Below are 12,087 nucleotides of genomic sequence, written 5' to 3' on the forward strand. Positions count from 1 at the left end.
TGACCATGAGTCGCGCCATATCGCATATTGATACCTTCCAAGGCTTAATTCTTGCCTTACAAACTTACTGGGCGGAGCAAGGCTGCGTCATTTTGCAACCTTATGATATGGAAATGGGTGCAGGGACATTCCACACTGCGACTTTCCTTCGTGCACTGGGTCCTGAAACCTGGAATGCCGCTTATGTTCAACCGTCACGTCGTCCGAAAGATGGTCGTTATGGTGAAAACCCGAACCGTTTGCAACATTATTATCAATTCCAGGTGGTGCTTAAGCCAAACCCGGACAATATCCAGCAGCTTTATCTCGATTCATTAAAAGCGATTGGCATTGATCCACTGGTACACGACATTCGTTTCGTAGAAGACAACTGGGAATCTCCAACACTAGGCGCTTGGGGCTTAGGTTGGGAAGTTTGGCTGAATGGTATGGAAGTAACGCAGTTCACGTACTTCCAGCAAGTCGGTGGTGTTGAATGCTACCCAGTCACCGGCGAAATTACTTACGGCCTTGAACGTCTTGCCATGTACTTGCAAGGCGTAGACTCAGTTTACGATCTGGTTTGGACCAAAGGCCAGTTCGGTACGGTAACGTATGGCGATGTGTTCCATCAAAATGAAGTGGAACAATCGACCTATAACTTCGAATATGCCAACGTTGAAAAAATGTTTGAATTGTTCGATTTCTATGAAGCTGAAGCAACACGTTTAATTGAAGCGAAACTTCCACTTCCTGCATATGAGCAAGTCGTGAAAGCATCACACAGTTTCAACTTATTGGATGCGCGTGGCGCAATTTCTGTGACTGAACGTCAGCGTTACATTTTACGTGTACGTACTTTGGCACGTTCTATCGCAACAAGTTATGTAGCAGCACGTGCGGAACTTGGTTTCCCAATGGCTGAACCTGCATTACGTGATGAAGTGTTGGCACAATTAAAAGCGCAAATTGAAGCAGAAGCGAAAGAAGCAAACAAGGAGAGCAAATAATGTCTAAACATACCGTTTTGTTCGAATTGGGTTGTGAAGAACTTCCACCAAAAAGCCTGAAAAAATTACGTGATGCACTACATGCAGAAACCGTTAAAGGCTTAAAAGATGCTGGCTTAGCGTTTGATTCGATCGAAGCTTATGCAGCACCGCGTCGTCTTGCACTTAAAATCGTCAATGTTGATGCTGCACAAGCAGACACACAAAAACGTTTTGACGGCCCTGCCAAACAGGCAGCCTTTGATGCTGAAGGCAACCCGACGAAAGCACTTGAAGGCTTTATGCGTGGTCAAGGCATCACGGTTGATCAAGTATCAACTTTCCAAGCAGGTAAAGTTGAAAAAGTATGCTATTTAAAAGATGTCAAAGGTCAAAGCCTTGACGTTTTATTGCCACAAATTTTACAAAATGCATTGGATAATCTTCCAATCGCAAAACGTATGCGTTCTGCGGCAAGCCGTACTGAATTCGTACGTCCTGTGAAATGGGTTGTGTTGTTGAAAGACAACGATGTGGTTGATGCAACAATTCAAGACCACAAAGCAGGGAACGTGACTTATGGCCACCGTTTCCATGCACCTGAAGCAATCACTTTAGCGCATGCAGACGAATACTTAGCGAAGTTAAAAGCGGCTTACGTTGTAGCGTCCTTTGAAGAGCGTCAAGCCATCATCGATCAACAAGTCAAAGCACTTGCTGATGAAGTGAATGCCATTGCAATTGTCCCTGCGGATCTTCGTGACGAAGTGACTGCACTCGTTGAATGGCCTGTTGCGCTTCGTGCAAGCTTCGAAGAACGCTTCCTTGCTGTTCCTCAAGAAGCATTGATCACCACGATGCAGGACAACCAGAAGTACTTCTGCTTAGTGAACGCTGACAATAAACTTCAACCTTACTTCATTACTGTGTCAAACATCGAGTCGAAAGACCCGACACAAATTATTGAAGGTAACGAGAAAGTGGTTCGTCCACGTTTGTCAGATGCTGAATTCTTCTTCTTACAAGATCAAAAGCAACCGCTTGCATCTCGTAAAGAGAAACTTGCAAACATGGTATTCCAAGCTGAATTGGGTACGCTTTGGAACAAGTCTGAACGTATTGCAAAATTGGCTGTAGCACTTGCGCCTATTACAGGTGCAAAAGCGGAAGATGCTGAAAAAGCGGCGCTTCTTGCAAAATGTGACTTAACTTCTGAGCTTGTGGGTGAATTCCCTGAACTTCAAGGTATTGCAGGTACTTACTACGCACGTCTTGAAGGTGAAAATGCGGAAGTGGCTGAGTCTTTAGGTGAGCAATACTTACCTAAATTCGCAGGTGACGTTTTACCGAAAACCAAAACTGGTACAACCATTGCTCTTGCGGATCGTTTAGATACGCTCACAGGTATTTTCGGTATTGGTCAAGCGCCTACAGGTTCTAAAGACCCATTTGCACTACGTCGTTCTGCAATTGGTATCCTTCGTCTTGTGACTGAAAACGAGCTTGATGTTTCAATTGAAGATTTGATCAAACTTGCACTTGCTGCTTATGGCGATGTATTGAAAGATCACGACAAGACTTTGGCGGATGCGGTTGCATTCCTTGAAGGTCGTTACCGTGCGAAATACGAAGACCAAGGCGTTGCGGTTGATGTGATTCAAGCTGTTCAAGCGCTTTCACCAAAATCTCCGCTTGATTTTGACAAGCGTGTAAATGCAGTCAACCACTTCCGTGCCTTGCCTGAAGCGGCTGCGCTTGCTGCTGCCAACAAGCGTGTTGCGAATATTCTTGCAAAAGAAACTGCTCCTGAAGGCGCTGTGGTTGAAGCAAACTTGGTTGAAGATGCTGAAAAAGCATTGTTCGCTGAACTTGCGAAAATTGCGCCTCAAGTTGAGCCGTTATTTGCTGCGAAAGATTACACTGCTGCATTGTCTGTGCTTGCTGCACTTCGTGCGCCAGTCGATGCATTCTTTGACGGTGTAATGGTGATGGCAGATGATGCTGACCTGAAAGCAAACCGTTTACGTATGCTTGCTCAACTTCGTGATTTGTTCACAAAAGTGGCTGATATTTCAGTGTTACAGCACTAAGTGCTAATTGCTTGAAATTTAAACAAAAACCCGCTATAAATATAGCGGGTTTTTTATGTTGAATAATAATGAATAGTACATCTTTACAAGAAAATTTCTATGATGACAAAAGTATAGTTGTAGCACTAGACGAATCTACTTTAGCCAAGATTATTACTGAATTCCTTGGTAATAAAGAGACGCTTACGTATCAATCCGTTGGAATTCCATTTCTTCTTCGAAATAATGATCTCGAACAATTTCACTATTTAATTGAACAAAAATTAGCAGACCAAAAACAAGTATTCGAGTCCCATTTAACTGTTAGTTTTAATTATTCTGATAAAACTACTAGAACAATTAATGGAATTAAAGCACTAATAAAAGTTAATGAAGTACGTAATACCATTATTAATTCACTAACTATGACATGGAAAGTAATTAATCGCTTTCATAATCAAGAACAAGTCTCTACACAAATAATTGCTCTAACTTTTGATGTAATTAATGAAGAAATTTTGCTAACAATAACTCATACCAATCAAGCTTGGGCAATGGAAATAAAAAACTTATTGAATAACAAAATTCAAGAAGTAATGATACCTAACACCAAAACCACTAGAGTGTACAAAAAAGTAGGAAATTTAGGATTCTCTAGTGCCTTTCTTATTATTGTATTATTATTTTTCATATTTGACTTAGTAAAAACTGAAAACACAGAGAATAAACCCTCGAAAAAGAAAAATGATGTAGTTAATGTTGTTCTTGAAAACTATCAGCTAACTAATAATAAAGATGAGCTTATAATGTCACTAGCATTAATTAATAATCTTGACGATAAAACTGCATTGGAAACTTTTAAAAATACTCAATTTATAGAAAATAAAATACTACAAAACAAGATTGTTAAAGCTTATGAAGAAAAGTCAAAAAAAACATATAAAAACTTCTTCTTACAAATATTTATTCTCTTATTAAATTATATAGTCTCGCCGATAATTATTATTTACTATGCAAAATATGCATATCAAAAATTGAGGAATCAATCTTTTATTATCATTAATAATTTTATGGAAAAGACTCATGAAAAGGCTATTAAAATGCAAAAAGACCTACCTTTTTACGGTATATCATTAATCGCATTTTCATTTATTATAGGAGTAATTGTTAACTATTTCTCCAAATTCTTCCTTTAATGTTCAATAGTATCCTCTACACAATAAAGAAGAAGACTATGGGCTTTTCTCCATCAATTTCATATACTCAACCTAACAACACTCAACAAGAAAGAATCATATGAAATTTAAAACACTCATTCTGACTGGTCTTGCGAGTATCGCAGTTACAGCTTGTACATCTGCACCAAAAATCCCACAACTTCAGGTTGGCGTCTTACAGGAAGTTCAAAACCTCGAAGTTGTTCCAGCCACGACCAACAACAAGGCAAAACTGACCAAATTCCTCGACAAATGCGTGATTGAATTCACCGGTGATATTGGCAATAACCGTGTCATTGAACAATGGTCATTTAAAGGTATGACTCTAATCGATGCCGGCTCAGCGACTTTCCAGCGCGACGGTACTAGCACTGCACAAAAATTTGACCTGCACGATGCAGGGGTACAGAAGAACTTTGTAAGCTTACGCGAACATTTCGCCAAAGATGCCCTGACACAATGTGATTAAAAAGATCGCCTTGTTTCTAGTCTAAGAACAGGGCTTTTATTTTGCTAAAAATCAATTCGACACTTGGGCTAATTTCTACTGCCCTTTCTTTAAAAATTACAATATTTCGGCACAGATCAACCTGAAAGCTCTGCACTCTTCACAGGATATTCATTGTTTTTGACCAATTATCCGTTACACTGAAAAACAAACTCAGACCGCACTTAGACGAATTCGAGGTCGATCCATAATGAATATCAAAACCCCAATTATTTTAACGACAGCTTTAATGCTTTCTGTTCCAGCATTCGCACAAACCACGACTCAGTCTGCCAAACCGGTTAAACCCTATGGTGAAAATCCGAACTTGCTGCATGTGTTTGCCTATAAAGCACAAGAAGGCGTGATTAATACCGCCGAGAAAGTCGGTGAAGCAACGGAAAAAGGCATTGCCAAAATCAAGCCGGGGGTAGACCGTGCCTGGAGTAATACCAAGTCTGCAACTTCTGATACACTGCAAAAAGTAGATCAGGGTGCAACTCAGGCAGCGCAGCAAACTGGTCAGAAAATCCAGCAGACCAAAGAAGTCTGGCGTGGCAATTCACAGCAGGCACCTATCGTGCAGCAGCCTTTAAGTGAGTCCTCTACTACCCCACAGCAAACAACCACCCCACAAATGCAGCCTCAATCTGGTTCAGGTTCAGCCACCAGTTATGCAGTAACCGATTTATAAAAAAAGCCCGTGATGGGCTTTTTTTATTTTTAGAAAATAAAACTATTATCTTGTATTGACACGATTTATCAATTGACCTGTCGGATCGGCTGACCTTGTTTAAATGCTACTACATTTTCCACCATCTGATCCACAATCCGTTGTCTTGCATCGACACTGCCCCACGCATTATGTGGCGTCACAATCAGGTTGGGAATCGTTGAATCAAGTAACACATTGCCCTGTTTCGGTGGCTCTACCGTTAGAACATCTGTCGCTGCACCGGCAATCTTGCCTGCTCGCAACGCCTCAGCCAATGCCGCTTCATCGACAATGCCGCCACGCGCACAGTTAATTAAAAATGCACTGCTTTTCATTGCATCCAGCTCAGCATGACTGATTAAATGTCGGGTATCTTCAGTGAGTGGACAATGCAGACTGAGAAAATCGACTTGAGTAAGCAGTTCGGCAAATGGCACACGAGATGCATCCGCTGCACGGTTTGGCAACGCAGCAATGAGAACTTTCATGCCAAAGGCTTCGGCTAGTTTCGCCACCGCATGACCCAGTTCCCCATAACCGACAATGCCCAAGGTTTTTCCGGCCAGCCCGACAATTGGCGCATCCAGCAAACAGAACTGGCTGGCTTTTTGCCATTCGCCTTGTTGTAACGCACGTTGGTACGACAGGAATGAAGTCGCCAGATTGAGCATCAACATGATGGTATGCTGCGCGACTGCCGAAGTGCCATAAGCCTGACAGTTACACACGACGATCCCTTGCGCTTTGGCCGCCTCAAGGTCGACATTATTGGTGCCGGTTGCAGAGATTAAAATGAGTTTGAGTTGAGGGCATTGCTGAATCGTAGCTGCATCGATCATCACCTTATTCGTAATGATGACATCGAAACCAGCTACACGGGATGCAATCTCGGCAGCCGAGGTCGCCGGATACAAAACTAGTGAATCAAATACTGCATGCAGTGCCTGAAAGTCCAAATCCTGCTGGTCTAAAGAAGCATAGTCTAAATAAACGGCTTTCATGGCTGTTCCCTCAATCCTGTTTGACAATTTATGTCTGTCATTTAAAACAAGTCATTGAGGCTTTTCAACCTGTTTCCAGCCTGATGCAATTAATCCAGCGGTTTATCCATATGATTACGTAGTGACTTGCGAATTCGATACACCACATACACAGACAGAATAATCATAAAGATGATGGACGCACTGACCATGATCACTGCAGGATGCACAGTTTCTGCATGCGCCAGATTAGGTAGAACCAAACCGAAGATAAAACATACTTGCATCATAGAGATCCCCTTCTTCGTTTCAACCATCGGGAGCGGTATGGGTGGATATTATTTGTACCGCTTACCTCTATAGTATGCCAAGCTGATCACGAGTCAAGTAATTGTTTTTTATAAAAAATTTTTAGTTAACTTATCTCACTGTGCGTCACAAACTGCGTATTTTTGTCACTATCGTCGATAAAAGCAGCAGCACCATACTCATTGGTACTCAGATTCAGCTGCTTATAGCTAAACATATAAAAATCGCTATAACGCTTCATTAAAATCGGGTGCATGCCCAGACTAAGCTCATCCTGTTCCTTGATCAGTTTCATGATATGCCGGTCATTCATCACCACCAAATAACGTTCATCATTCAGATTAATACTCAATAAACCATTGCCTTTGGCATAAATTGGAATCAGGAATTTATGATTCAGGGCAATTGCGCCTTCTGCATAGCTTTCGATTTTATGACTGATGACATTAAATACCAGACCATGTCCATATTGGTCCAACAGTAACTGACGATTTTCCTGTGGCAAATTCACATGAATGCCAAGCTTGAGCAGGTCATGCTGATCGACCTGTTTATTGCGCAAAAGTTCCCGTAAAATTACCTGTTTCTGGCTGGCATCAAAAAACTGGTTATCCAGTTGCAGATCGTTATTTTTCAGAATGTGTCCCAAAGCCATGCGGTGTCGTGGCAAGACATTTTCAATCACCTTGCGATAATAGAACTTGCTGTTTTTCTTGACCCGGCGCATTTTCTGATAGAAATAGCTTGGCTCATATTCATGCACCAAAAAGTCATAGAGCAATTCGGAACTAGCCAAAACTGCGATCGCATCATGTCCGGTAAAAGGCAAATGCAGCACATGATGATGCGGAATCAGCGCCTCTAATTTCAGATAATGGGCCCGATCTTCGGCACAGTAAGGATCATAGACAATAATATATTCGCAGGCATTATCGATATCTTCGGCTGCAACCCGCATATTTGTATTCAGCTCTGGCTGATAGAACATGTTATAGCGGGCATCGTGTACATCTTCCGGATCAATCGAGTATTGCGGCACCATCGCCACCACCCGTTGTACGCCCAAGGCACGGGAATATTTAATCGCGGCATAGCCACCCATCGAGCCACCATAGGCAATACGCTGCTGAAACGGCGCAATCAGATCTGCGATGGCTTGCAACATGTTCCACATGGAACCTTGCGGAAACCAGGATTTATGCTTGGGCATAATGCCAAGCACATTAAACTCGAATTTCGCCAATGACTTTTCTGCATTGATGTTGAGGCCCTTGGCACGGGTAATCAAATCGCCAAATGAAAAAATCAGTTCTGAAGAGGATCCCGGCATAAAAATCGCGCGTATATGTTCATCTTCAAAAACAATCTGCTTGTCCATAACTTTCCCATGCTGGTAAATCGAACCCTTCCACAACAATTCAGTCAATGAACGCTGTCAAAAAAGTGAATATGCTATTTTATATCGATCAAAAAGATTAAAAAGCGCAAAATATGACACAATCATTACATCCTGCAGCAAAACGGGGTTTTAGTGCGTCGGCTGAGCTCTATCAGCAAGTGCGTCCCGATTATCCGGCAGAAATCAGCCAATGGCTGAGTGAAACGCTGGCTTTGCCTGCAGATGTGCATCTTTTGGATTTGGGTAGTGGCACCGGCAAGTTTATTCCCTATTTACGCCCGCTCAGTAAGCACATTATCGCGATTGATCCTGTTCCGGAAATGCTGGCTCAATTAAAACGGGCGCATCCGGACATTGTGGCGCTTGAAGGCTTTAGCCATCAATTGCCACTAGCTGATCATAGTCTGAATGCAGTATTTTGTGCACAGTCATTTCACTGGTTTGCCGATTCTGCTACCTTACAAGAATTAGATCGGGTACTCAAACCGCAGGGTTATCTGGTGTTAATTTGGAATCAGCGCGATACTCGGATCGACTGGGTTCAGGCCTTGGCCGATTGTATTGCCCCCTTGGAAGGCGATACGCCGCGCTATCATAGCGGCACCTGGCGCGAGGTCTTTGCACAGCAAACGCTATTTCAGCCCTATGCAGAAACCACAATGACCCAGCAACAGCATGGCAGTGTCGAGCAGGTGGTATCCAAGCGGCTGCTCTCGACTAGTTTTATTGCAGCCATGCCTGAACAGCAGCAGGCACAGTTAAAACAACAATTTGAACAGATCATCCAGCAATATACAGCCAAAAGCGCAGAGGAAATGATCGATTTTCCTTATGTCACCCATATCTATGTGTTCAAGAAAAGTAATTAAAAACAGGAGGCGATCATGCATAAAATACCAGGAATGACACGAACGCTGTTGTTCGCTGCAGCCATGCTGCTGATGGCATGTGACCAGAAAACGACCGAAACTCCGACTGAAGCGACAACAGATAATACGGCTTCAGATCAAGTCATGCAGGAACTGAAAACCGAGCCACTGAAAGACTTCCCTAAAACTGCTCATGATCCGCATGATATTGCTGCATTGACGGATTATGAACAGCGCTTTCAGGAAATGAGCAGCGACTTGGAAAAAGAATTAAACAGCATGCGCGATGATGAAAATATGACAGAAGAATTTGTCCAGCAACGTCAGCGTGATCATGTCCAGTCAGCATTGAATATGTTGAAGGCTTTAGAACTGAAAACCGAACAGGGCCGTTATATTCAGGGCTTAATGTATCAATACTGGGAACATCAGGACAAATTACTCAATACTCCCAAGACTCAAGCTACACCCGTGAATGAAGCCAGTGAGAATGTCAAAGGTCTAGGGAAATATCTACACGCCCAAGAACAACTGGAACGCTGGCGTTCGCAATATCCGGATCTCGCCAAGAAAGAACCCGCTTCCCGGCAAGTGAAGGAATAGTCTAGGATGCTAGATTGGCACACAGCTTAGATAAAATACAAAAATAATCTAAGCTGAACTGGCAGCTTTAAAACAGCGTCAATGAACAAGGTCGGATCTGTTGAGTCTGCATTCAGTATAAATACTAGATCATCCTAGCTATAAAATGACTTAATCTGCTGTCAGAAACTGATGCACACCTTCACCCGCTGCACGCCCTGTGGCAAAACAGGCTGTCAGTAGATAACCGCCGGTCGGTGCATCCCAGTCCAGCATTTCTCCGCAAAGAAATACATGTGGGTTAGATTTCAATTGTAGCTGTTCTGACAACACTTCACGCTTGACGCCACCCGCACAGCTAATCGCCTCTTCAATCGGGCGGAAACCTGTGAGTGGAAGGGTCAAATGTTTAATTTTTTTGGCTAATGCAGTAGCATCTTGCCATACCGCTTTGGCTACCAATTCCCGTACTAAGGCCGCCTTGGCACCGTCCAATCCAGCTTTACGCCAGACATTAGTTAAAGACTGCTTCTTACTTGGCTGTAATTTTTGCACAAGCTGTTCCATGCTTTGATTTGGGAAGAGGTCCAGATGCAGCTGCATCGGCTGCCCCTGTTTTAGTTGCTCGCGTAAACCCCGACCCTGCTTATAGATCAGGCCACTTTCCAGACCGTAATGGCTAATTACGATATCGCCGATGGTCTTTTCACCTTGCCCAACCCATGCTGCAACACGTTTCAGCGGCTGACCAAAGACTGGCTGCATAAACCGAGACCAGGGATATTCCACTCCGGCATTACTGGCCTGAAATGGCTCAATTTCATCCGGTTTCAGCCAGGCTTGCCATGCCCCATCACTACCCAACGCTGACCAAGACACTGCGCCACAAGCCAGAATAATGGCATCAAAATGTTCAGTGCGATGTTCATTATTTTTCAGATCATGTAGCTCAAGCTGTTGTTGCTCTAACTGGCTGACTTTATGCCGGTAATGAAACTGGATGCCATCACTAGCCAAACGCTTGAGCCAGGCACGCAGCAAGGGTGCGGCTTTCATCTCTGTGGGAAATACCCGGCCGGACGAACCGATATAAGGTTCAATACCGAGCTGTTTCATCCAGTCTTGAATCCAGACCGCATCCCACTGTTTGATCCAAGGGGACAACCACTCCACCTGATCATAACGTTGTACAAACTGTGGCACAGGCTCAGCATGGGAAATATTCAGGCCGGTCTTTCCTGCCATCAGGAGTTTTCGCGCGGCAGACGGCTTTTGCTCATAGACATGCAGCTCATAATCAAACTGACTGAGCACTTCTGCTGCCATTAAGCCTGCGGGGCCTGCACCCACAATAGCAATGCGTTTGCTCATCTGCTTATTCCGCTATGGTGGCATTCTGTCCTTGCAAAGGCTGGAAATCATCAAAACGTGTCACATAACTTTCAGGCTTGCTGATGATCAGTTGCTGGCATAGTTCACCGCGCTCCAGATATTTAATTTCAAAATGGGTACGCGCCGAATCTGCAGCAATCACTTCTTTGACAAAAGGTAGCTTCCAGAGCTCTTGCACCTGTATTTCTGCTTCTTCGATATAGGCAGGAATATTACTGGCCAAAGTAATCGTTCCACCGGTTTTCAGGCGGGAAAGCAGAAACTCAAAAAATGGCATATTGACCCAGCGCTGCGCCGGATTATGCGGTTCAGGATTCGGATATAAAATAAAGAATTGTTCTACCTGCTGCGGATACAGTGCATGCACGATCCACGGTAAAGCATCGGCATGAACGGTCTGTAAATTGGTCTGACCTTCAACAGCATGCTGTTTTTGCATCGCCAGAAATTTTTCCCGGGTACGTTCAATCGCAATCAGTTGAGTGTCGGGATTGTTCTTGCTGAATAACAAGGCATGTTTACCTTTACCCGCTCCCACTTCGACGCAGACCGGTTCAGGACTGATGCTTTGAAAATCACGGGGCGCATGCATACGCTGTGCTTGAAATTGACGAATCGGCATAATCAGATCAAACTAATAAAAACCGCATAAGTCTAACAAGTGCGGCTATATTTGCCTAATCGAACCTTTATTTTTCTTTGGAGTTATTGTCATGCCTACCACTTTAAACTGTCCGCGCTGTGGCAAGCTGACCACATGGGAAGATAATGAATTCCGTCCTTTTTGCTCAGAACGTTGCAAAATGATTGATCTGGGGGCTTGGGCCAATGAGGAATATAGTTTGCCTACCCAGGATGCACCACAAGCCGACAACAGCGAAGAATAAAATGTCTTACCTGTCGAGACTTATGTCCGAAAGTACAATCTTGTCGAAATTAAGTAGGGTGTGTTGACACTTTTAGCTTAAAAAAATAGCGAAGTAGTAAAATCAAATCGCCAAACCCAATTTTACTATTCGCTATGCCTCGTACCATGCTGACAGATCAACACTGGCAAAAGTTGAAAGTTATTCTGCGTAATTTATCCATTCACCACAACT

The 12,087-nt window shown here is 43.4% G+C and carries 13 protein-coding genes and 1 pseudogene; 9 read left to right on the forward strand and 5 right to left on the reverse strand.

The annotated features are described in order from the left end of the window. Positions 1-5: 5 nt before the first annotated feature. From glyQ to NI464_RS00890, 5 genes are all read left to right on the forward strand, one after another. Positions 6-989 (forward strand): glycine--tRNA ligase subunit alpha, encoded by a 984-nt coding sequence (gene glyQ / locus NI464_RS00870; RefSeq protein WP_253137615.1) that lies wholly within the window; start codon positions 6-8, stop codon positions 987-989. Next, positions 989-3,058 (forward strand): glycine--tRNA ligase subunit beta, encoded by a 2,070-nt coding sequence (gene glyS, locus NI464_RS00875; protein ID WP_253137616.1) that lies wholly within the window; start codon positions 989-991, stop codon positions 3,056-3,058. The genes glyQ and glyS overlap by 1 nt, the downstream gene beginning before the upstream one ends. Positions 3,059-3,126: 68 nt before the next feature. Further along, on the forward strand, positions 3,127-4,233 hold the full coding sequence (locus NI464_RS00880; protein ID WP_191112846.1) for a hypothetical protein: 1,107 nt from the start codon (positions 3,127-3,129) through the stop codon (positions 4,231-4,233). 100 nt (positions 4,234-4,333) lie between these two features. Continuing rightward, the gene (locus tag NI464_RS00885; protein WP_004278545.1) at positions 4,334-4,723 is read left to right on the forward strand and encodes a hypothetical protein; all 390 of its coding nucleotides are present in this window, start codon (positions 4,334-4,336) and stop codon (positions 4,721-4,723) included. 229 nt (positions 4,724-4,952) lie between these two features. Next, positions 4,953-5,435: a hypothetical protein gene (locus tag NI464_RS00890; RefSeq protein WP_164543346.1), complete on the forward strand. Its 483-nt coding sequence runs from the start codon at positions 4,953-4,955 to the stop codon at positions 5,433-5,435. Between the two features lie 68 nt (positions 5,436-5,503). Here NI464_RS00890 and NI464_RS00895 read toward each other — a convergent pair whose 3' ends face one another. The 3 genes from NI464_RS00895 to NI464_RS00905 form a co-directional block, all read right to left on the reverse strand. Continuing rightward, a complete protein-coding gene (locus tag NI464_RS00895; protein ID WP_253137617.1) occupies positions 5,504-6,457 on the reverse strand; it encodes a 2-hydroxyacid dehydrogenase in 954 nt (317 codons plus the stop codon). 89 nt (positions 6,458-6,546) lie between these two features. Then, a complete protein-coding gene (locus NI464_RS00900; protein WP_004729374.1) occupies positions 6,547-6,726 on the reverse strand; it encodes a hypothetical protein in 180 nt (59 codons plus the stop codon). A 125-nt stretch (positions 6,727-6,851) separates the two neighbouring features. Further along, complete coding sequence (locus tag NI464_RS00905; RefSeq protein ID WP_191112848.1) at positions 6,852-8,123, reverse strand: hypothetical protein; 1,272 nt, start codon at positions 8,121-8,123, stop codon at positions 6,852-6,854. Between the two features lie 113 nt (positions 8,124-8,236). Between NI464_RS00905 and NI464_RS00910 the strand changes: the two genes are divergently transcribed. Next, entirely contained in the window at positions 8,237-9,013 is a 777-nt protein-coding gene (locus NI464_RS00910; protein WP_253137618.1) for a class I SAM-dependent methyltransferase, read from the forward strand. 15 nt (positions 9,014-9,028) lie between these two features. Continuing rightward, entirely contained in the window at positions 9,029-9,616 is a 588-nt protein-coding gene (locus NI464_RS00915) for a hypothetical protein (protein ID WP_005102948.1), read from the forward strand. 150 nt (positions 9,617-9,766) lie between these two features. Here the strand turns inward: NI464_RS00915 and NI464_RS00920 are convergent, their stop codons facing one another. Both NI464_RS00920 and NI464_RS00925 read right to left on the reverse strand, forming a co-directional pair. After that, the gene (locus NI464_RS00920) at positions 9,767-10,966 is read right to left on the reverse strand and encodes a TIGR03862 family flavoprotein (protein WP_005102947.1); all 1,200 of its coding nucleotides are present in this window, start codon (positions 10,964-10,966) and stop codon (positions 9,767-9,769) included. 4 nt (positions 10,967-10,970) lie between these two features. Further along, entirely contained in the window at positions 10,971-11,615 is a 645-nt protein-coding gene (locus NI464_RS00925) for a tRNA (guanine-N(7)-)-methyltransferase (RefSeq protein ID WP_253137619.1), read from the reverse strand. A gap of 85 nt (positions 11,616-11,700) precedes the next feature. Here NI464_RS00925 and NI464_RS00930 point away from each other — a divergent pair, with 85 nt between their 5' ends. Next, positions 11,701-11,874: a DNA gyrase inhibitor YacG gene (locus NI464_RS00930; protein ID WP_004278554.1), complete on the forward strand. Its 174-nt coding sequence runs from the start codon at positions 11,701-11,703 to the stop codon at positions 11,872-11,874. A gap of 134 nt (positions 11,875-12,008) precedes the next feature. After that, positions 12,009-12,087, forward strand: a pseudogene (locus NI464_RS00935) (IS5/IS1182 family transposase); the annotation flags it as partial.

This window comes from Acinetobacter lwoffii (genome assembly GCF_024129685.1).
Classification (GTDB): domain Bacteria; phylum Pseudomonadota; class Gammaproteobacteria; order Pseudomonadales; family Moraxellaceae; genus Acinetobacter; species Acinetobacter lwoffii_X.